14 protein-coding genes and 1 pseudogene are annotated in these 23791 nt (G+C 41.7%); 14 read left to right on the forward strand and 1 reads right to left on the reverse strand.

What is annotated here, in order from left to right; translation table 11 throughout:
• The first annotated feature begins 17 nt into the window (after positions 1 to 17).
• Entirely contained in the window at positions 18 to 2714 is a 2697-nt protein-coding gene (gene infB, locus IPH66_12500; protein MBK7130168.1) for a translation initiation factor IF-2, read from the forward strand.
• Between the two features lie 52 nt (positions 2715 to 2766).
• Here the strand turns inward: infB and IPH66_12505 are convergent, their stop codons facing one another.
• Positions 2767 to 3264: a hypothetical protein gene (locus tag IPH66_12505; GenBank protein ID MBK7130169.1), complete on the reverse strand. Its 498-nt coding sequence runs from the start codon at positions 3262 to 3264 to the stop codon at positions 2767 to 2769.
• A gap of 299 nt (positions 3265 to 3563) precedes the next feature.
• On the opposite strand from IPH66_12505, the gene IPH66_12510 reads away from it, so the two are divergent.
• The 13 genes and pseudogenes from IPH66_12510 (at position 3564) to IPH66_12570 (ending at position 23790) form a co-directional block, all read left to right on the forward strand.
• Positions 3564 to 4925, forward strand: a complete 1362-nt coding sequence (locus tag IPH66_12510; protein ID MBK7130170.1) for a c-type cytochrome — start codon at positions 3564 to 3566, stop codon at positions 4923 to 4925.
• A gap of 27 nt (positions 4926 to 4952) precedes the next feature.
• Complete coding sequence (locus IPH66_12515; GenBank protein ID MBK7130171.1) at positions 4953 to 8372, forward strand: TAT-variant-translocated molybdopterin oxidoreductase; 3420 nt, start codon at positions 4953 to 4955, stop codon at positions 8370 to 8372.
• 36 nt (positions 8373 to 8408) lie between these two features.
• Positions 8409 to 9800 carry a polysulfide reductase NrfD gene (gene nrfD / locus IPH66_12520; GenBank protein ID MBK7130172.1) on the forward strand — a complete coding sequence of 464 codons (1392 nt, stop codon included), beginning with the start codon at positions 8409 to 8411 and terminating at the stop codon, positions 9798 to 9800.
• 21 nt (positions 9801 to 9821) lie between these two features.
• Positions 9822 to 10367, forward strand: a complete 546-nt coding sequence (locus IPH66_12525) for a DUF3341 domain-containing protein (GenBank protein ID MBK7130173.1) — start codon at positions 9822 to 9824, stop codon at positions 10365 to 10367.
• 116 nt (positions 10368 to 10483) lie between these two features.
• Positions 10484 to 11122 (forward strand): cytochrome c, encoded by a 639-nt coding sequence (locus tag IPH66_12530; protein MBK7130174.1) that lies wholly within the window; start codon positions 10484 to 10486, stop codon positions 11120 to 11122.
• A gap of 108 nt (positions 11123 to 11230) precedes the next feature.
• A complete protein-coding gene (locus IPH66_12535) occupies positions 11231 to 12364 on the forward strand; it encodes a quinol:cytochrome C oxidoreductase (GenBank protein MBK7130175.1) in 1134 nt (377 codons plus the stop codon).
• A gap of 24 nt (positions 12365 to 12388) precedes the next feature.
• A complete protein-coding gene (locus IPH66_12540; protein ID MBK7130176.1) occupies positions 12389 to 13570 on the forward strand; it encodes a cytochrome c oxidase subunit II in 1182 nt (393 codons plus the stop codon).
• Between the two features lie 23 nt (positions 13571 to 13593).
• The gene (locus tag IPH66_12545) at positions 13594 to 15384 is read left to right on the forward strand and encodes a cbb3-type cytochrome c oxidase subunit I (protein ID MBK7130177.1); all 1791 of its coding nucleotides are present in this window, start codon (positions 13594 to 13596) and stop codon (positions 15382 to 15384) included.
• 75 nt (positions 15385 to 15459) lie between these two features.
• Complete coding sequence (gene ruvB, locus IPH66_12550; GenBank protein MBK7130178.1) at positions 15460 to 16479, forward strand: Holliday junction branch migration DNA helicase RuvB; 1020 nt, start codon at positions 15460 to 15462, stop codon at positions 16477 to 16479.
• Positions 16479 to 17411 carry a tRNA epoxyqueuosine(34) reductase QueG gene (gene queG, locus IPH66_12555; GenBank protein MBK7130179.1) on the forward strand — a complete coding sequence of 311 codons (933 nt, stop codon included), beginning with the start codon at positions 16479 to 16481 and terminating at the stop codon, positions 17409 to 17411. Before ruvB ends, queG begins: the two co-directional genes overlap by 1 nt.
• Positions 17412 to 17507: 96 nt before the next feature.
• Entirely contained in the window at positions 17508 to 22145 is a 4638-nt protein-coding gene (locus tag IPH66_12560) for an HYR domain-containing protein (GenBank protein MBK7130180.1), read from the forward strand.
• Positions 22126 to 22263 (forward strand): annotated as a pseudogene (locus tag IPH66_12565) (HYR domain-containing protein). The gene IPH66_12560 and the pseudogene IPH66_12565 overlap by 20 nt, the downstream one beginning before the upstream one ends.
• Positions 22264 to 22281: 18 nt before the next feature.
• The gene (locus tag IPH66_12570) at positions 22282 to 23790 is read left to right on the forward strand and encodes an HYR domain-containing protein (protein MBK7130181.1); all 1509 of its coding nucleotides are present in this window, start codon (positions 22282 to 22284) and stop codon (positions 23788 to 23790) included.
• Position 23791: the final 1 nt, after the last annotated feature.

The following is a 23791-nucleotide window of genomic DNA, read 5'->3' on the forward strand; positions in this document are numbered from 1 at the left end:
AGAAAGAAAATTAAAGAATGTCAGCAAAAAGGTTAAATAAGGTTGCCAAAGAATACAATATCAGTATTACTACCATCATTGATTTTTTGGGTACAAAAGGCGTGAAGCTTGATTCAAACCCAAACACAAAGGTAGAGGAGGATATTCTGCAGATACTTGAACAAGAATTTGCGGATGATAAAAAAGCTGCCAAACAAGCTTCTGAAAGTGTCGTGCTTTCCAAAGAAAAAAGAGAATCACTTTCACTGCGTGACATAAAAAAAGATAAAAAAGAGGAGGAAGAAGAAGAGGAAGAGGAGCAACCAAAACCACGAAAAGCTCGAACCGTTGTTGAAAAGAAAGAGCCAGTTGAGGTAGTTGAAGAACCGGTCAAATTAGAAGAAAAAGTTATTGAAGAAGAACCGGTTGAAAAACCAAAAGTGGCTGTTGTTGGCAAAATTGATTTGGATGCATTGAATCAGAAAACGCGTCCAACAAAAAAGAAAAAAGAACCTGAACCTGAACCTGAACCAAAGAAAGTGGTTGAGGAAAAAGTTGAACCAAAAGTAGAAGTTAAGCCTGTTGAACCGGTTAAAGTAAATACGCCTGAACCAATTGAAACTATAAAGGCTAAAACTGAAAAACTAACCGGACCTGTGGTGATTGGTAAAATTGTATTACCTGTTGCAAAAGAAAAAGCTTCGGACCATGATTATGCTGACCGCAAAAAACGCAAGCGAATCAAAAAGGTAAATATTGAGAAACAGGCAGCAGAAGCAGGTTCTAAAAAACCAGGTCAGAAAGGAAAACCAAAACAAGAAAAACCTCAGGTAACTGACGAAGAAATCCAAAAAGAAATTAAAGAAACTCTTGCGCGCCTGCAAGGTGGAGGAACCAAAAGTAAAGGTTCAAAAATCCGCCGTGAAAAGAGAGAACTTTTTGCACAAAAAAGAGAAGCAGAACTTGAACGTGAAGAACAAGAAAAAGGCATACTTAAATTAACTGAATTTGTAACCGTTTCTGAGTTAGCTTCCATGATGGATGTTTCAGTAAATGAAGTAATCAGTGCCTGTATGTCACTTGGAATTTTTGCTTCTATCAACCAGCGCCTTGATGCTGAAACCATCCAAATTGTCGCAGCTGAGTACGGATTTGAAACGCAGTTTATCAGCGCTGAGGTTCAAGAGGCAATTAAAGAAGATGTTGACAAGCCCGAAGAATTGAAGCCGCGTCCGCCTATTGTGACTGTTATGGGACACGTAGATCATGGTAAAACTTCGTTATTGGATTATATCCGAAATACAAACGTAATTAGCGGTGAAGCAGGTGGTATTACCCAGCACATTGGTGCATACAGCGTTGTAACAAGCAGTGGTAGACACATTACATTTTTAGATACTCCCGGTCACGAGGCATTTACTGCTATGCGTGCTCGTGGTGCTCAAGTCACAGATATTGCAATTATTATTATTGCTGCTGATGACCAAGTGATGCCGCAAACAAAAGAGGCTATTTCACATGCTCAGGCAGCTGGAGTTCCAATGGTATTTGCAATTAACAAAATTGATAAACCTGGAGCTGATTCTGAAAAAATTAAACAGCAGCTTTCTCAGATGAATATTCTCGTTGAGGATTGGGGTGGAAAATTCCAGTCTCAAGAGGTTTCTGCAAAAAAAGGATTGCATGTAGACGAATTGCTTGAGAAAGTTTTACTTGAAGCTGATTTACTTGACCTCAAAGCAAATCCTGAAAAAAATGCAGTAGGTACGGTGGTTGAAGCAACGCTAGATAAAGGTCGGGGTTATGTAACTACCTTATTGGTGGCTGCAGGTACTTTGAGAATTGGTGATTTTATTGTTGCCGGTCAACACTACGGTAAAGTGAAGGCAATGCACAATGAGCGTGGTCAAGTGGTTAAAGAGGCAGGCCCATCTACTCCGGTTTCTATTCTTGGATTTACCGGTGCGCCTAGCGCTGGGGATAAATTTAATGTCTTGAGTGATGAACGTGAAGCAAAACAAATTGCAACTAAACGTGAACAACTGCACCGTGAACAAGGATTGCGTACTCAAAAACACATTACTTTGGATGAAATTGGAAGACGAATCGCTATTGGTGACTTCCAAGAACTCAACATCATTGTAAAAGGTGACGTGGACGGTTCTATTGAGGCATTGTCTGATGCATTGTTGAAATTGTCTACTCCAAAAATTCAAATTAATATTATTCATAAAGGGGTAGGTGCAATTTCTGAAACGGATGTTACGCTTGCCTCTGCTTCTAATGCAATTATCGTTGGTTTCCAAGTCAGACCTTCGGCGTCGGCACGTAAACTTGCAGAAAAAGAAGAAATCGATGTAAGACTTTATTCTGTCATCTATCAGGCTATTGATGAGGTAAAAACGGCCATGGAAGGCATGCTTGCTCCTGAGTTTAAAGAAGAAATTGTGGGTACAGCTGAAATTCGTGAAACATTCAATATCTCCAAAGTGGGTACCATCGCGGGATGTTTTGTCACAGAGGGTAAAATTATCCGCAATAACGAAATCAGACTCATTCGTGATGGAATTGTAATTCACACCGGAAAACTTGATTCTCTAAAACGCTTCAAGGACGATGTAAAAGAAGTGAAGCACGGTTATGAGTGTGGCTTGAGTCTCGAGAAATTCAATGATCTTGCAGTAGGCGACATCATAGAATCATACCAAATGGTTGAGGTAAAATCTAAATTGTAAGTTTACTGCCTAATTGATTGAATAGTTGCTCGGATATTTTTGAATAAGTAACTCAATTATTTCCTGCGCCGGTTTCCGTATTCAGATTAGGTAACTGAATTTTATCAGCAACCACAAGTGCTGTTGGAAAAAGTGGAAGTAGTTCTTGTTTTAATTTTTCTGCCTCAAGCTCTGTTCTAAAATTGCCAACTCTAACCCTATAATTTGGAGCAAGATAGTCTACGTAAGCTTTATAGTCAGGATACATGGTTAGAAAATAAGCCTTCTGCTGCTCTGCAACTGTTTTAGACATGTCAAAAAATATCAGCACCCGATAACCATCTATCTTAACTCCTTCAATGCTTTCTTCCCCGCTTCTTACAAATGCTTCAATTTTAGTAATTCGGTCATCTTTATGGATCGTAACTGTGCCAGGTTTGGAATTAAAACTCAGTTTATTTGCAACCACAGGAATGCTATCCTGAGGGCTGTTAAATCCTAGGCTTGTGTCCTGTGAAAAACTGATATGAGTTAGACAAAGAAAAAGAAAACAAGTGATCCCTTTTTTCATGGTTGTTTTATTTGTTTAGTATTAGGTGAAAATCTATAAACATTTTTCAAGGTCAAAGGTAGTTGTTTTTCTGATCACGTATTTTTTAAGGTGATATTACCCGCGTGTCATTCTATTCAAAGCAAGGTTCAAGTTATTATTATCTAACTCTTTGTGATAATCCGTTATTTAGAATGATTTTAAATTATGTAAATCAGAGCTAAAAAGTGTACTCATAAGATATGTTAAATCGACAATCTTATAATTTTGTCCGTGATTAATCAACGTGTACATACAGCAAAAAGTCTAAAATTTTGCAAATGAAAATAGCTAATTCATTCATCCGCAAGTCATTCAGTTCGTTTCTGGCAGCTTCAATGCTGCTCTTTGGAACATTGAGCAATACCCATGCCAATGCTCAGGACGGAGAAAAATTATTCCAACAAAATTGTGCATCCTGCCACAAGCCCGATAAGGACATGACAGGGCCTGCCTTGAAAGGTTCTCGCCAACGTTGGATAGATAATTCTTCTGAGGATAATTTCTATTCGTGGGTACGTAACTCTGGTGATGTAATAGCATCAGGCGATGCTTATGCAAATGAGCTCTTCAATAAGTGGAATAAGTCTACCATGACTCCACAAAACTTGACAAATGAGCAAATCGATGCAGTATTTGAATATATTGAATCTTACACTGGTCCCGTTGCTAAAAAATCTGATGCAGCTGCGCCGGTTGCCGGCGGTGAAGAAGAAGAGTCATCTACTTGGATATGGTGGGCAATGGCTGTTTTACTACTGGTGGTGATTTTTGCGGTTGGCTCTGCACGTTCAACTCTCGTGAACGTTCAACGTCGTCAGGACGGTTTAGATCCACTTCCGAAAGAAACTATCGGAAGATCATGGCGCAATTGGGCATGGAATAATCGTGGTTTTGTTGGCGTAGTTGGGTTCATTGTAATGATTATGCTTTTAGTGGCAGGTATGATTGACTTGCTCCAAATTGGCGTATTCGAAAACTACAAACCTGAACAACCAATTGCGTATTCACATAAATTGCACGCAGGTGATTTGGGTATTGATTGTAAGTATTGTCACAGCTCTGTAACTAAATCTAAACATGCTGGAATTCCTTCTGTAAACGTTTGTATGAACTGTCACCGTGCTGTGAGTGAAGGTACGACAACCGGTACAGCAGAGATCCAAAAAATCTACGATGCTGCCGGATTTGATCCTAAGACAATGTCCTATTCTGGCGTTGAAAAACCAATCAAATGGGTAAAAGTACATAATTTGCCTGATCACGTTTATTTTAATCACTCGCAACACGTTGTGGTTGGTGGACTGGATTGCCAAGCTTGTCATGGAAATATGAAAAATGAAACGGTAGGTCGTGTTATGTCTTCAACTGATTTGAATGCCGTTGGAACTAATGGTGATGGACTTCAAGAAAACACGGTTAAATTCACTAGACCTACTTTAACAATGGGTTGGTGTGTAGAGTGTCACAGACAAAGCAATGTGGATATTGCCGGTGCGGCAAATAAAAATCCTGATTCTTATTACGGAATTATTCATCAAAGACTTTTGTTGGATAAAAAAACTTACCAGTCTTATCTTGAAGACGATGTTGTAACAGTTGCTGAACTTGGCGGCTTAGAGTGTGCTAAATGTCACTATTAATCTTGATTTAAGAGCCTTATTATAGATATGGGAAATAATAAAAAATATTGGAAAGGTCTTGATGAACTGAATGCTACTCCTGAGTTTGTGGAGCGCACTGAAAGAGAATTCCCTCAAGAATTATCTGTTGATCAGTTTTTAGCTGATGATAAACTGAAAGAATCTTCTACCGGTCGTCGTGATTTCCTTAAATTTTTAGGATTCAGCGTTGCCGCTGCAACAGTTGCAGCTTGTGAGTCTCCGGTTGTGAATGCTGTACCTTACGTTGTGAAACCTGAAGATGTAAATCCTGGGGTTGCTAATTGGTATGCTTCTTCTTTTTATGATGGAAATTCTTACGCAAGTATTCTCGTTAAAACGCGTGAAGGAAGACCTATTTTTATAAAAGGAAATCGTGAGCATGGCTTCACTAAAGGGGCAATTAATCCGCAAATTGCAGCATCAGTTTTATCCTTGTATGATGGTGAAAGGCTAAAAGGTCCAATGTCGGCCGGTGCTGACGCAGAGTGGAACACTGTTGATTCTGACGTTATTAAGAGTCTTCAATCTGCTGCATCTAAAGGCAAGAAAATAGTATTATTATCCGGAACTGTGATTAGCCCAAGTGCTCAGGATGTTATCTCTCAGTTCATTACTAAATTTGGCGGTACTCCAAGTGTTCAAATGCAAGCGCCGGTAACTGCAGTGCCGGTTGAAGGTGAAGAGCAACCGGTTGATTCTACTAGCCTAGTTGGGTCTGCTGCCACCGACAGTTCTGTTATACATATTCAATATGATGCTGTATCGTACAGCGCTATTCGTGAAGCAAATCTTGAATCATTTGGTAAAAAGGTGATTCCTGATTACGATTTCTCAAAAGCTCAGGCAATAGTTTCTGTTGGCGCTGACTTCTTGAATTCGTGGTTGTTGCCTACACAATTTGTGGGTCAATATGGGTTGAACAGAAATCCAAACAAAGAGTCTATGTCGGTTCATTACCAGTTTGAATCAAACATGTCAATTACTGGTTCTAATGCTGACTTCAGGGGTATGGTTAAGCCATCTGAATATGCTAAAGTGCTGGCCATGCTGCATAAAGAAGTTGTGGGCAGTGCGGTACCAGGTGTTGATTTTAGCACACTCAGTGAGGATGTTCAAGCGAAAGTAAAAGCGGCTGCAGAGTCACTTAAAGCTAACAAAGGAACATCGTTGGTGGTTTGTGGTTCTAATCGCAAAGGTCTGCAAGTAATAACCAATTCAATTAATAGTGCACTTGGAAATTATTCTTTGACTATTAACTTGAATGACCCAATTAATCTTTTTGCTTCTGAAGATTCAAAAATGAATCAATTGGTAAAAGATATGAATGCAAAACAGGTTGGTGCACTCATTATGTGGGATACTAACCCTGTATATACACATCCAAGTGGAGAAGAGTTTAAAGCAACACTGGCTAATGTTGATTTAACTGTGTCAATGTCTTCCTACGCTGATGAGACAGGATCTGCTTGCCAATATATTTGTCCTGATCATCACGCTCTGGAATCATGGTATGACTTTAATCCAAAAATGAGTCATTATTCCATTGCGCAACCTACTATTAGACCATTAGGTAATACTCGCTCAGCTATTGAATCGTTGATGATTTGGTCTGATCAAGCCGCACATGTTGGGCCAGATAGCACCAATTTTCATGATCGCATTAAAACCAACTGGGAACAATTTGGTTTCCCAATGCAGACAAAATTTCTTGATTTCTTCTCATATTGGAATAATGCTGTACACAATAGCTGTGGATCAATTAATGTGATTCCGGCCTCATCTGTTGTTTTCAATGGTGATCTTGCCGCGGCCGGTAAAGATGCAAATTCATTTACCGGGGGTGAATGGGAAATATCGCTATATCAAAAAGCAGCAATGGGTAATGGTTCGCAAGCTGGAAATCCTTGGTTACAGGAGATGCCTGATCCAATGACTAAAGTTACTTGGGACAATTACATCACTATGTCTCCTGCTGATATGAAAGCAATGGGACTAAACATGGAACTTGGACAAGAGAGCAAATCTTCTGTCGTTTCTGTGAAGATAGGTGACAAAGAAATTAAACTTGCTGTTTATCCACAACCTGGTCAGGCCCCTAAAACAATTGGTATCGCTTTAGGTTATGGTCGTGGTGAAGGTGGTGAAAAAATTGGAAGGGGTGCATATCATACAAACGAATTTGGTAAACACGAAACTGGAAATAACGGTGGTCGTGTAAAAATCGGAGTAAATGTTTTCCGTTACATAAATAATGGCGCAGCAGAATTATCCGCTGATAGCATTACAAAAACGAATGAAGAGTATTTTCTCGCGTGCACACAAACTCACAGCACGGTGATGGCAAGAAACTCAATCGTGAAAGAAACTACGCACGAGATTTTCAAAAACAAACCAAAATCTGCCTATAATCATTCACATACTTTACATTCTGGATGGAATCATGACGATAAACCAATCAGTGAATTTAACTTATGGGATGAGCACCCGGTAGAGCATGTTGGTCACCGTTGGGCAATGACCATTGATTTGACTTCGTGCGTTGGATGCGGTTCATGTTTGATTGCTTGTCAAGCTGAAAACAACGTTCCTGTTGTTGGAAAAGATGAAGTTCGTCGTGGTCGTGAAATGCATTGGTTAAGACTTGATCGTTATTACGCTTCTGATCTTGAGCCAACTATTGGTACGCGAGATAAAGCTCAATTTAAAGCGCAAGGATTCTCTGCACTTGAAATTCCCGCTGAAAATCCTAAAGTGGTACACATGCCAATGATGTGCCATCACTGTAATCACGCGCCTTGTGAAACCGTTTGTCCGGTTGCTGCAACAACACACTCAAATGAAGGGCTTAACATGATGTCCTACAACCGTTGTATCGGAACACGTTATTGCGCTAATAACTGTCCATACAAAGTGCGCAGATTCAATTGGTTTAATTATCCAAGTTATAGAAAATTTGTTGAGGTAAATCCGGCTCAGGATGATTTGGGTCGTATGGTACTCAATCCGGATGTTGTTGTGCGTACTCGTGGTGTGATGGAAAAATGTTCTTTCTGCGTTCAAAAAATTCAAGAAGGAAAACTTAATGCTAAAAAAGAAGATCGCAAATTGATTGATGGTGATGTGTCTACAGCTTGTGCTGAAGTTTGTCCTACCAATGCAATTATTGTTGGTGATTGGAATGACACAGAATCTTTCGTTAGAACAAGCACGCAGGAAGATCGCGCATATCAAGTTCTAGAAGAAGTAGGAACAAAACCAAACATTTGGTACAAGGTGAAGGTGAGAAATGAACACAATGAAGTATTGGACGGAATTCAGGTAGTTCACGAAGAAGGGCACGGAGAACATAGTGAAGAGGGACATACGGAAGAAGGTCACACTGAAGAGGGACATGAGAGTGCAACACCAGAATCAAGTCACCATTAATTAAAAATTATTTCAGATCATTAAAACTGAACAGGAATGCATAAAGAAGCCGAAATAAGAGAACCCCTCATTTTAGGTCATAAAACGTATCATGACATTACCGAGGATGTTTGTCGTTCAATTGAAGGAAAAGCACCAAAGACATGGTATATCATGCTTGGTGTGGCAATGCTTGTAGGTCTTTACGGTGTTGGTTGTATTTTTTATTTGCTCGGGACAGGTATAGGTACTTGGGGGCTTAATAAAACGGTACAATGGGCATGGGATATTACCAATTTCGTTTGGTGGGTCGGTATTGGTCACGCCGGTACGTTGATCTCAGCTGTGCTTTTATTGTTTAGACAACGGTGGAGAATGGCGGTGAACAGATCTGCAGAGGCGATGACAATTTTTGCGGTTTTCATGGCTGGTATTTTTCCGTTAATTCACATGGGTCGTCTTTGGGTAGGGTATTGGGTAATGCCTATTCCTAACCAGTTTGGTTCGCTTTGGGTTAACTTTAACTCACCTCTCCTGTGGGACGTATTCGCAATCTCAACTTATCTTTCTGTTTCACTCGTTTTCTGGTATATCGGCCTAATTCCTGATTTTGCTACTATCCGTGATAGAGCGAAAAGTCCGGTTGCCAAAAAAGTTTATTCAATCATGTCTTTTGGATGGTCTGGAAGAGCAAAGCACTGGAATAGATTTGAAATTGTTTCTCTAGTTCTTGCTGGTCTTGCTACTCCTCTGGTGTTTTCGGTGCACTCAATTGTATCATTTGACTTTGCTACTTCGGTGATTCCTGGATGGCATACAACCATCTTCCCTCCATATTTCGTTTGTGGGGCTGTATTCTCAGGTTTTGCCATGGTGCAAACACTGCTCCTAATTCTTCGCAAAGGAATGAAATTGGAAGCGTACATTCATACGCGTCACGTAGAATACATGAATATAGTAATCATGGTTACCGGTTCAATAGTTGGTGTTGCATACTTGACTGAATTGTTCATTTCATGGTATTCAGGTGTTGAGTATGAATCATATGCATTTATCAATCGCTTTTCTGGTCCATATTGGTGGGCGTATTGGTCAATGATGACTTGCAACGTTATCTCACCACAGTTGATGTGGATTAAAAAACTAAGACGAAGTTTGATGTTTACATTCTTTATCTCTATTGTTGTAAATATTGGTATGTGGTTTGAGCGTTTCGTAATTATCGTTACTTCAATTCACCGTGATTATCTACCATCAGCTTGGAGTATGTTCTACCCAACTTGGGTTGATATCGGAATCTATATTGGAACATTAGGTTTATTCTTTTCATTCTACTTGTTATTTGCCAGATTTTTCCCTGTGCTTGCAATAAGTGAGGTGAAAACAATCTTGAAAATTTCAGGAGAAAGTTATAAAAACGGAACTGCGCCCGGAGCAGCACACCATTAAGAAATAACAAATTATTAAACAATGGCAGAAAGAGTTATATACGCAAGTTACGATGACGATGATGCACTGAAATCAGGTGCAAAAAAACTAGTCGCTGATGGGGTGCATATCACAGATGTGTTTTCTCCGTTTCCAATTCACGGAATTGATCCAATTATTGGTGTGAAACACACTAGACTTGGTATCGTGTCTTTTATCCTAGGTCTGTTTGGATTATTATTGTCAATTTACGGGTTCAAATTTTTTATGATTGATGATTGGCCGATGAATATTGGAGGTAAACCTAACTTTAGCCTGCTAGAAAATTTTCCTGCTTTTGTTCCGGTTGCATTTGAGTTTACTGTATTGCTTGCAGCACACGGTATGGCTTTTATCTATTTACTGCGCAATAAAACTTTGCCTGGTATGCCGGCAGATAATCCGTATCCAAGAACAACTGATGATCGCTTTGTAATGGAAATAAGATTATCTGATAATATGGGATTTACTTCAAGTGATATTCAGACTAAGTTAAAGAATACACCGGTTGTAGAAATTGAAGAAAGAGATTACGTAGTTATTAAATAACTCGATTGTAGATTATGAAATTGACAACAATCAAATTGAATTCTGGATTGGCAGTTGTGACAGCCTCCTTCATGATGGCTTGTACAAGTGATCCTAATTCACCGGGACTTGAATACATGCCTGATATGTACCGTTCTCCTTCTATTGAAGCTTATGTTGATTATGCAGAAGTGAGGGGATTATTCAGACCTGAATTAGTAACTGATGCGGTTGCTTTTATTCCTCCGGCTGGTACTATTCCGTACAATGGGCAGGGTGAATTTGCTCAAGTAATGATGCCGTACGTGCACGGTGCGCCAATTGGTTCTGACAAAACGCATGGTTTGTATGGGGTATGGCAAGATACTGTTGGTTATGCCTCTTCAGCTTTTGATAAAAATCCAATTCCATATTCTGACGACGTGGTTGCTGAAGGTAAAATACTTTACGGATCATACTGCGTTCACTGTCATGGTGAATCTGGAGATGGACAAGGGTCTGTGGTTGTAAACAGCAATGGTAAATATCCGCCGCCGCCATCCTACAGTGGCCCATTGAAAGATCTTCCTGCTGGTAAAATATTCTATTCAATTACTTATGGTAAAGGAATGATGGGATCTCACGCTTCCCAATTAAGCAAAGAGGAGCGCTGGAAAGTGGTACATTATGTTGAAAAACTACAAGGCAAACAACAAGGTGTTGCGTTATCTGATACTACGGTGGTAGTGGGTGACGCTGAGCTAGCTCCTGCTGATGGAGCTCATCACAATAATTAATAGTAACTAGAAAATATTGACTTCATGGAATTTCAAATTTCTTCCAAAGCAAAAAAGGTAATTTTCGGAGCCATAATAGCTGGTGTTGTTTCCTGCCTTATCGGGGTGATGGTACACATTGATGACGAACAATTTAAAACACGTATTCTTTCAAATTTATTGATTGACGGATTTTACTTTTTCGCTATTGCGTTAGGCGCTCTCTTTTTCCTTGCGCTCCAGTATGCCACTGAAACAGGCTGGTCTGTTGCAATTAAACGTGTTGTTGAGGGCGTAGCTTCGTATGTGTTGGTTGGTATGGTTGTGTTAATTGCTCTTTTTGCATACCTGACATTTACAGGTGGCGGATATTCTGACTTACATGGTCACCATTTGGGTCATATATATTCATGGATGGACCCTACCGTTGTTAGTTCAGATGAAATAATTCAAAATAAAGCTCCTTTCTTAACTACCTGGTTCTTCTGGGCGGCAACGGGCTTGTATTTTCTAGTTTATTTCTTGTTTTATACAGGATTTAGAAAGCGGAGCAAACAAGAAGATATTGAAGGTGGTCTTAAAATTCACTACAAAAACTATGTAAAAGGTGCCATTTTTCTGGTGCTTTTTGGATACTTCTCTTCAACTTCTACATGGCATTGGTTAATGTCTATTGATGCTCATTGGTTTTCTACGCTCTATGGATGGTATGTTTTTGGAGGTATGTGGTGTACTTCAATGACGGCTATTATGCTGGTTATTCTTTATCTTAAAAAGAATGGATATTTGCAACAAGTAAATGACAGCCATATTCATGATGTCGGTAAATGGATATTTGCAACAAGTTTCTTGTGGTCGTATCTTTTCTTCTCGCAATATATGCTTTACTGGTATGCAAATATCCCAGAAGAAGTAATTTACTATGATTTCAGAATAGAGAATTACAAGTTTACGTACTGGGCAATGTTTGCCGTAAACTTTATTATTCCAATGTTGATTTTGATGTCAAGAGAAGCTAAACGTCATGCTGGAGTTTTATCTGTCGTGTGTGTGATCATTTTAATTGGTCATTGGGCTGATGTGTATATGCTTGTCACTCCCGGAACAATGGGTGAGTATGGATGTATTGGATTCATTGAAGTTGGTTTGCTTTTATTGTTTGCAGGTGTGTTTACACTTGTAGTACTTTCAACACTTACCAAAGCTCCATTGATGCCAAAAAATCACCCATATTTGGACGAAAGTAAACATCACGAAATTTAACCTAACCCTCATAAATAAGAAGTCATGGAGATTAAGTTTATTGTATTGGTTGTAATTGTGCTAACGGCAATTGCCATTGCACAGCTCATGCGCGTGTATGAGTTATCCTCAAAAATCAGAAATAAAAAAGAAGAGGATATTGAGGTACCCACAAATAATTTCAACGCATTCCTGATGATGGCTTTTCTTGCCGTATTCTTTGGCAGCGGAGTGTACATGTTATTTAAATACGGAAACGGATTGCTGCCTGAAGCGGCTTCTGAACACGGACAAGAAGTGGATTGGTTATTCAATGTAAATTGGGCAATTATTTTCACGGTTTTTCTTGTGACTAACTTCTTGTTGTTCTTCTTTGCTTATAAATATGCATACAACCCAAACAGAAAAGCGTATTATTTCACGCATGATAACAGACTGGAGTTGTTATGGACCATCGTGCCAGCAAGTGCTTTGGCGGTAATTATCATTCTAGGTTTGATGACTTGGAATAAAATGACGGGAAAACCTTCTGACAATGCTGTGATAGTTGAACTATATGCAGAGCAATTCAATTGGACTGCGCGTTATTCTGGTGATGACAACAAGCTTGGCTTCGCTGACTATAAATTAGTTACGACATTCTCTCAGAATCCCAATCCGTTGGGTGTTATAACAACATCAAACATTGAATGGAGATTGAAGGAACTTGACAGTACAATTCACGCAATGCACATGGATATTGCTGCGGAAGATAATAATGAAAAAGTTTTTTCAGTTGCGACTTCCGAAAAAATGAGATCAAAAGTTGAAAAATTGGAGCGTATTCGCGAACGAGTTGCTACAATGCAGGGTATGTATTCTGATTCAACAGATATGATTGCACAAGATGATTTCATCGCAAAAGAATTATTTTTAATTAAAGATCAAGAATATCAATTCATTCTGCGTTCAAGAGATGTATTGCACTCTGCGTATTTCCCTCATTTTAGAGCTCAAATGAATTGCGTGCCGGGTCAAAGAACCAAGTTGAAGTTTAAGCCTATTTTCACGACAGAAGAAATGCGTGAAAAAACAGGTAATCCTGAATTTAACTATGTTTTACTGTGCAACAAAATCTGTGGTGAATCGCACTCAAATATGAGAATGAATGTGATTGTTGGAACTGCAGAAGAGTTTGTAGTATGGAAAGAAGAGGGAAATACAGCCCTCGTTGTAGCGTCTAAATAATTATTAAATAAAAAGAAGAAATTATGTCAGCAACAGTTCACTCTGCTCAAGGACATCACCACAAGGAAAGTTTTATTACTAAATATATTTTCAGTCAGGACCATAAAATGATTGGAAAACAATATTTGGTGACGGCAATATTTATGGCTGTGGTAGCTGTTATTCTTTCCATTCTATTCCGTATTCAACTTGCATGGCCAGGTGAAAGCAATAGTGTGTTATCATTTTTCCTTGGTGATACTTGGGCTCCTGATGGTATTATGAACCGAGGGATGTATCTTGGATTGGTAACAATTCACGGCACAATCATGGTGTTCTTCGTTTTAACCGCAGGATTGTCTGGTACCTTCAGTAATATTCTTATTCCACTTCAGTTAGGAGCAAGAGACATGGCTTCTGGATTGCTGAATATGATCTCATATTGGTTGTTCTTCTTGTCTTGCGCTTTGATGATGTATTCTCTGTTCATTGAGACTGGTCCAGCGAATGCCGGATGGACAATTTACCCTCCACTGTCTGTGTATGAAGAGGCAATTGGTGGTTCTGGAATGGGAATGACTTTGTGGCTTCTTTCAATGACTTTGTTTGTTGCATCTTCATTACTTGGATCTTTGAACTACATCGTTACTGTATTAAATCTTAGAACAAAAGGAATGAAAATGACTAGAATGCCACTTACAGTCTGGGCATTTTTTGTTACGGCAATCATCGGTGTACTTTCATTTCCGGTATTGGTTTCTTGCGTGGTTCTATTATTAATGGATAGAACTTTGGGTACTAGTTTTTATGTTAATGATGCAATCATAGGTTCTGAAATTCTTGAACAATCTGGAGGATCTCCAATTTTATTTGAACACCTCTTCTGGTTCCTCGGTCACCCTGAGGTATACATCGTGCTTCTTCCAGCATTAGGTATTACGTCAGAAATTGTTTCTAATAATGCAAGAAAACCAATTTTTGGATATCGAGCGATGATTGGATCAATTTTGGCTATAGCTTTCTTGTCTTGCATTGTTTGGGGTCACCATATGTTTGTGACTGGGATGAATCCATTCCTTGGTGGTGTTTTTGTATTTACAACTCTTTTGATTGCTATTCCTTCAGCGGTGAAGGTGTTTAACTATTTGACTACGCTTTGGCGTGGTAATATTCGCTTTACTCCGGCAATGTTATTTTCAATTGGTCTGGTATCATCCTTCATTACTGGAGGTATTACTGGTTTGATACTCGCGGATTCAGCGCTAGACATGCAGGTTCATGATACTTATTTTGTTGTTGCTCACTTCCACGTTGTAATGGGACTGTCAGCTATTTTTGGAATGTTCGCTGGAGTGTATCATTGGTTCCCGAAAATGTATGGTCGCATGATGCATTCAAAAATGGGTATGGTGCATTTTTGGTTGACATTCATTTGTGCTTATGGGGTGTTTTTTCCAATGCACTTTGTAGGTATTGGCGGTGCCCCACGCAGATATTATGATTACTCGGTTTATGAAGGTTTTGATAACAATCAATTGGGTATGATCATGGATTTAAATGTGATTATTACCATTTTTGCTATTATTGGAGGCCTTGCTCAGGCAATCTTCATATTCAATTTCTTTTACAGCGCTAGAAGAGGACAGGTTGCCCCTCAAAATCCTTGGAAGAGTAATTCCTTGGAGTGGACAACCCCTGTTGAACACATCCACGGAAACTGGCCTGGTGAGCTTCCTGAAGTACATCGTTGGCCTTATGATTACTCTAAACCTGGTTGGGATGATGATTTCGTCCCACAAACAGTCCCTGTGCATGAAGGGGAAGAGGAGCATTAACGAATTCTGAAACACATATCAAAAAACCCGGTGGCAACTCCATCGGGTTTTTTATCTTTATAAAAATTTTAATCAGTGGAATCATTCGATTACAGAGATGATGAAAGTCTAAAGAAGGACGAAGAATTTGATCAGGTCCTAAGACCCAAGGTCTTTGGTGATTTCGCAGGGCAGGGAAAAGTAATTGATAATCTCTCGGTTTTCGTTGCCGCTGCAAAAAAGAGAAATGAACCATTGGATCATGTGCTTCTTCACGGTCCTCCAGGTCTCGGTAAAACTACCCTCGCAAATATTATTGCTAATGAGTTAGGTGTAGGAATTAAAATAACGTCTGGACCGGTGCTGGATAAACCCGGCGATTTGGCTGGATTGCTTACGAATTTACAGGTGGGTGATGTTTTGTTTATTGATGAAATCCACCGATTGAGTCCTGTTGTTGAAGAATATTTGTATTCTGCGATGGAAGATTTTACCATTGACATTATGATTGATAGTGGCCCCAGTGCTCGAACAGTCCAGTTAACGCTCAATCCGTTTACGTTGATAGGTGCTACAACCCGCAGTGGATTGCTAACTGCCCCCTTACGAGCACGATTTGGCATCAATAGCAGATTGGAATACTATGATTCGAATATTCTATCAAAAATTGTAACTAGAGCATCCGGAATTTTAGAAATAGGAATTGAAATGCTGGCTTCTGATGAAATTGCAAGACGAAGCAGAGGAACACCTCGTATTGCAAATGCCTTGTTGAGAAGAGTAAGAGATTTTGCACAAATTAAAGGCACTGGTTTTATTGACTTGAAAATTGCGCATTATGCCTTAGAGGCGCTTAATGTTGATCAGTATGGTCTTGATGAAATGGATAATAAAATTCTCAACGTCATTATTGATAAATTCAGCGGAGGACCTGTAGGGCTGACAACTATTGCGACAGCTGTTGGTGAGAATGCTGGAACCTTAGAGGAGGTTTATGAGCCCTTTCTTATTAAAGAGGGTTTCCTCATGAGAACACCCAGAGGCAGAAAAGCTACTGAAAAAGCCTATAAACATCTCGGAAAAAATTTTGGCTATTTACAAGGGGGATTATTTTAATGAATAGGACAGAGTTGACTAGTCAAATCAGATTAAAAGCACTTGAACTTGGAATTTCTTCAATTGGTTTTTCTAAATCAGAATTTCTAGAATCAGAGGCTAAAAAATATGATGCTTGGTTAAATAATAATTATCAGGGTAAGATGGATTATATGTCCAGAAATGTTGATAAACGTTTGGATCCAGGCCTGTTGGTTGAAAATGCAAAATCCGTAATTTCTGTTCTTCACAACTATTATCCTGAACAGAATTTGTTTGATAAAAATTCACTTAAAGTATCGCGGTATGCCTACGGTGAAGATTATCATTACGTGCTGAAAGATAAATTATATGAATTGCTCAATTTTATTAAAGAGAAAGTAGGTGATGTTTCAGCAAGAGTTTTCACTGATTCTGCCCCTGTTTTGGAGAGGGCTTGGGCAATGCGCAGCGGACTTGGTTGGATTGGAAAAAATGCAAATTTGATAAGTAAACAAGCTGGTTCTTATTTTTTTCTCGGAGAGATCATTATAGATGTGGAATTTGATTATAATTCAGCCGTAACTGACCACTGTGGTTCGTGCACCAAGTGCATTGATGCCTGTCCAACTGATGCAATCTTAAAACCACAAGTTGTGGATGGTTCAAAGTGCATATCTTATCTTACGATAGAGCTGAAAGAGAATCTCATCCCACGCGAATTTCAGAGTAAATTAAATAATTGGATTTTTGGTTGTGATATCTGTCAAGAAGTTTGTCCTTGGAATCGATTTGCAAAACCAACGCTTGAGCCTAGATTTAAACCTATTTTATCAGCCCAACTGATCAACTCAATTAGCAATAGCATGACTGATTTAGATTTTAAAACGATTTTCCACTCTTCCCCAATCCTCAGAACTGGTAAGTCCGGATTATTGCGAAACATCGATTCATCGCTTAATATAAAAGTTTAACCAAACTTTCATTTCTTAAGTTACTGTTACTTTTCTTCGTAATCCGTTGAACCAACCGTTCATTTTGTTATATTTGAGACTTCACATTTAACCTAAGTGAGACTACTATACTCCATTATTCTCTACCATTTTCATGGTAATATTCTGCGATTTGCCCTGTTGGCTTTTAGTCTCCTGTATGTGTTTTCGGGAAAAACTCAGGTGACCGTTGAATTTAGAATAAGATGGGTGAACACCACTATCCCTCATACTGTTGATGGAGGTATTGGCTCTGCTGATCCCACTTGGGAGTATTCTATCACAGATGTTCCGGCCAATAACACACAATCAGGCGCAGTGTCTCTTATAGACACTTCTTGTTTTTCAGCAAATAACGTGATTAACGATGTGTTTTTTTCTCAAGTTTATAATTGTCCGGCAGATATTCCAACCAGTTACAATTTCACCTGGTCGGCCTATGACGATGATGGTTTATTACCTGTAAATTTGAATGATGCTTATGGGACTGAAACAATTGCAATCAATCCCGGTGCTTGGCTTTACCCTACCGGCGTATGGACGTTTGCAGCAATTAGGACAATTTCAATACCAGGTCTTCTAAATTGCACCGGGACAGGGAATACAAATTTCAGGTTGAGACTCGAATATCGCACTATTGGCTCCAATGACGATATTTTACCCCCAACAATAGCCTGTCCCGCTGACCAGACAGTAACATTAACCCCAACCTGTGATTATACTTTGCTTGATTATACTGCGTTGCCGGTAACTTCTGATAACTGTTCTGGTGCAATCACGGTAACGCAAAGTCCTCTTCCTGGTACTGTAATAAATTCTGATCAGATTATCACCTTAACAGCAGATGATGGAACCATTACTACAAACCCAACCAGCACTTGCACATTCAATATTATTACGGATGACATTGTGAATCCGGCAATCGTGTGTCCGGCAGATATTGTTCAAAACAACGATGCTGGTTTATGCGGTGCAGTCGTAAATTTTATCGCTCCTGTTGGTACCGATAATTGTGCTGGTCCGCTTACCACCTTGACAGCAGGGCAAGCTAGTGGAACTCTTTTTCCCGGAGGAACTACAACAAATACGTATACGGTAACTGATGCTCATGGAAATACTGCTTCTTGCAGTTTTGATATTACAATAAATGATATTGAATCACCTTCCATTACCTGCCCGGCGAATATTACACAGTCTAATGACTTAAATGTATGCGGGGCCACGATCACGTATGCCACCCCGGTAGGTACGGATAACTGCGCAGGACCAATAACGGCATTAACAGCAGGACAAGCGAGCGGCACGGTATTCCCAATAGGCACCACCACGGTAACGTATGAAGTAACGGATGCAAGCTTAAACACGAGCACCTGTTCATTCAGTGTAACGGTAAACGACACGCAGAATCCGGCGATTACTTGTCCGGCGAATATTACGCAGTCGAATGACTTAAATGTGTGCGGTGCCACGATCACGTATGCTACCCCGGTGGGTACGGATAACTGCGCAGGACCATTAACGGCATTAACAGCGGGACAAGCGAGCGGCACAGTGTTCCCAATAGGCACCACCACGGTAACATATGAAGTAACGGATGCAAGCTTAAACACGAGCACCTGTTCATTCAGTGTAACGGTAAACGACACGCAGAATCCGGCGATTACCTGTCCGGCAGATATCACACAGAATAATGATGCGGGTGTATGCGGTGCCACGATCACGTATGCCACCCCGGTAGGTACGGATAACTGCGCGGGACCAGTAACGGCATTAACGGCAGGACAAGCCAGCGGCACAGTATTCCCAGTAGGGGTTACCACGGTAACGTATGAAGTAACCGATGCGAGCAGCAATACCACAAGCTGTAGTTTTGATGTAACGGTAGATGATACAGAAAATCCGGTGATTGTTTGCCCGGCAGATATCACACAGTCTAATGACTTAAATGTATGCGGGGCCACGATCACGTATGCTACCCCGGTAGGTACGGATAACTGCGCAGGACCATTAACGGCATTAACGGCGGGACAAGCCAGCGGCACGGTATTCCCAATAGGCACCACCACGGTAACATATGAAGTAACCGATGCAAGTACGAATACCAATACTTGTAGTTTTGATGTCACAGTAAACGATACGCAAAATCCGGCGATTACCTGCCCGGCGAATATTACACAGTCTAATGACTTAAATGTATGCGGGGCCACGATCACGTATGCCACCCCGGTAGGTACGGATAACTGCGCAGGACCAATAACGGCATTAACAGCAGGACAAGCGAGCGGCACGGTATTCCCAATAGGCACCACCACGGTAACGTATGAAGTAACGGATGCAAGCTTAAACACGAGCACCTGTTCATTCAGTGTAACGGTAAACGACACGCAGAATCCGGCGATTACTTGTCCGGCGAATATTACGCAGTCGAATGACTTAAATGTGTGCGGTGCCACGATCACGTATGCTACCCCGGTGGGTACGGATAACTGCGCAGGACCATTAACGGCATTAACAGCGGGACAAGCGAGCGGCACAGTGTTCCCAATAGGCACCACCACGGTAACATATGAAGTAACGGATGCAAGCTTAAACACTAGCACCTGTTCATTCAGTGTAACGGTAAACGACACGCAGAATCCGGCGATTACCTGTCCGGCAGATATCACACAGAATAATGATGCGGGTGTATGCGGTGCCACGATCACGTATGCCACCCCGGTAGGTACGGATAACTGCGCGGGACCAGTAACGGCATTAACGGCAGGACAAGCCAGCGGCACAGTATTCCCAGTAGGGGTTACCACGGTAACGTATGAAGTAACCGATGCGAGCAGCAATACCACAAGCTGTAGTTTTGATGTAACGGTAGATGATACAGAAAATCCGGTGATTGTTTGCCCGGCAGATATCACACAGTCTAATGACTTAAATGTATGCGGGGCCACGATCACGTATGCTACCCCGGTAGGTACGGATAACTGCGCAGGACCATTAACGGCATTAACGGCGGGACAAGCCAGCGGCACGGTATTCCCAATAGGCACCACCACGGTAACATATGAAGTAACCGATGCAAGTACGAATACCAATACTTGTAGTTTTGATGTCACAGTAAACGATACGCAAAATCCGGCGATTACCTGCCCGGCGAATATTACACAGTCTAATGACTTAAATGTATGCGGGGCCACGATCACGTATGCCACCCCGGTAGGTACGGATAACTGCGCAGGACCAATAACGGCATTAACAGCAGGACAAGCGAGCGGCACGGTATTCCCAATAGGCACCACCACGGTAACGTATGAAGTAACGGATGCAAGCTTAAACACGAGCACCTGTTCATTCAGTGTAACGGTAAACGACACGCAGAATCCGGCGATTACTTGTCCGGCGAATATTACGCAGTCGAATGACTTAAATGTGTGCGGTGCCACGATCACGTATGCTACCCCGGTGGGTACGGATAACTGCGCAGGACCATTAACGGCATTAACAGCGGGACAAGCGAGCGGCACAGTGTTCCCAATAGGCACCACCACGGTAACATATGAAGTAACGGATGCAAGCTTAAACACGAGCACCTGTTCATTCAGTGTAACGGTAAACGACACGCAGAATCCGGCGATTACCTGTCCGGCAGATATCACACAGAATAATGATGCGGGTGTATGCGGTGCCACGATCACGTATGCCTCCCCGGTAGGTACGGATAACTGCGCGGGACCATTAACGGCATTAACGGCAGGACAAGCCAGCGGCACAGTATTCCCAGTAGGGGTTACCACGGTAACGTATGAAGTAACCGATGCGAGCAGCAATACCACAAGCTGTAGTTTTGATGTAACGGTAGATGATACAGAAAATCCGGTGATTGTTTGTCCGGCAGATATCACACAGTCTAATGACTTAAATGTATGCGGTGCCACGATCACGTATGCTACCCCGGTAGGTACGGATAACTGCGCAGGACCATTAACGGCATTAACGGCGGGACAAGCCAGCGGCACGGTATTCCCAATAGGCACCACCACGGTAACATATGAAGTAACCGATGCAAGTACGAATACCAATACTTGTAGTTTTGATGTCACAGTAAACGATACGCAAAATCCGGCGATTACCTGCCCGGCGAATATTACACAGTCTAATGACTTAAATGTATGCGGGGCCACGATCACGTATGCCACCCCGGTAGGTACGGATAACTGCGCAGGACCATTAACGGCATTAACAGCGGGACAAGCGAGCGGCACGGTATTCCCAATAGGCACCACCACGGTAACGTATGAAGTAACGGATGCAAGCTTAAACACGAGCACCTGTTCATTCAGTGTAACGGTAAACGACACGCAGAATCCGGCGATTACTTGTCCGGCGAATATTACTCAGTCGAATGACTTAAATGTGTGCGGTGCCACGATCACGTATGCTACCCCGGTGGGTACGGATAACTGCGCAGGACCATTAACGGCATTAACGGCAGGGCAAGCGAGCGGCACAGTGTTCCCAATAGGCACCACCACGGTAACATATGAAGTAACGGATGCAAGCTTAAACACGAGCACCTGTTCATTCAGTGTAACGGTAAACGACACGCAGAATCCGGCGATTACCTGTCCGGCAGATATCACACAGAATAATGATGCGGGTGTATGCGGTGCCACGATCACGTATGCCACCCCGGTAGGTACGGATAACTGCGCGGACCAGTAACGGCATTAACGGCAGGACAAGCCAGGGCACAGTATTCCCAGTAGGGGTTACCACGGTAACGTATGAAGTAACCGATGCGAGCAGCAATACCACAAGCTGTAGTTTTGATGTAACGGTAGATGATACAGAAAATCCGGTGATTGTTTGCCCGGCAGATATCACACAGTCTAATGACTTAAATGTATGCGGGCCACGATCACGTACCCCGGTAGGTACGGATAACTGCGCAGGACCATTAACGGCATTAACGGCGGGACAAGCCAGCGGCACGGTATTCCCAATAGGCACCACCACGGTAACATATGAAGTAACCGATGCAAGTACGAATACCAATACTTGTAGTTTTGATGTCACAGTAAACGATACGCAAAATCCGGCGATTACCTGCCCGGCGAATATTACACAGTCTAATGACTTAAATGTATGCGGGGCCACGATCACGTATGCCACCCCGGTAGGTACGGATAACTGCGCAGGACCATTAACGGCATTAACAGCGGGACAAGCGAGCGGCACGGTATTCCCAATAGGCACCACCACGGTAACGTATGAAGTAACGGATGCAAGCTTAAACACGAGCACCTGTTCATTCAGTGTAACGGTAAACGACACGCAGAATCCGGCGATTACTTGTCCGGCGAATATTACGCAGTCGAATGACTTAAATGTGTGCGGTGCCACGATCACGTATGCTACCCCGGTGGGTACGGATAACTGCGCAGGACCATTAACGGCATTAACGGCAGGGCAAGCGAGCGGCACAGTGTTCCCAATAGGCACCACCACGGTAACATATGAAGTAACGGATGCAAGCTTAAACACCAGCACCTGTTCATTCAGTGTAACGGTAAACGACACGCAGAATCCGGCGATTACCTGTCCGGCAGATATCACACAGTATAATGACTTAAATGTATGCGGTGCCACGATCACGTATGCTACCCCGGTGGGTACGGATAACTGCGCAGGACCATTAACGGCATTAACGGCAGGACAAGCCAGCGGCACAGTATTCCCAGTAGGGGTTACCACGGTAACGTATGAAGTAACCGATGCGAGCAGCAATACCACAAGCTGTAGTTTTGATGTAACGGTAGATGATACAGAAAATCCGGTGATTGTTTGCCCGGCAGATATCACACAGTCTAATGACTTAAATGTATGCGGGGCCACGATCACGTATGCTACCCCGGTAGGTACGGATAACTGCGCAGGACCATTAACGGCATTAACGGCGGGACAAGCCAGCGGCACGGTATTCCCAATAGGCACCACCACGGTAACATATGAAGTAACCGATGCAAGTACGAATACCAATACTTGTAGTTTTGATGTCACAGTAAACGACACGCAAAATCCGGCGATTACCTGCCCGGCGAATATTACACAGTCTAATGACTTAAATGTATGCGGAGCCACGATCACGTATGCCACCCCGGTAGGTACGGATAACTGCGCAGGACCATTAACGGCATTAACAGCAGGACAAGCCAGCGGCACGGTATTCCCAATAGGCACCACCACGGTAACGTATGAAGTAACGGATGCAAGCTTAAACACGAGCACCTGTTCATTCAGTGTAACGGTAAACGACACGCAGAATCCGGCGATGTACTTGTCCGGCGAATATTACGCAGTCGAATGAC

Source organism: Crocinitomicaceae bacterium (genome assembly GCA_016708105.1).
Classification (GTDB): domain Bacteria; phylum Bacteroidota; class Bacteroidia; order Flavobacteriales_D; family Crocinitomicaceae; genus JADJGJ01.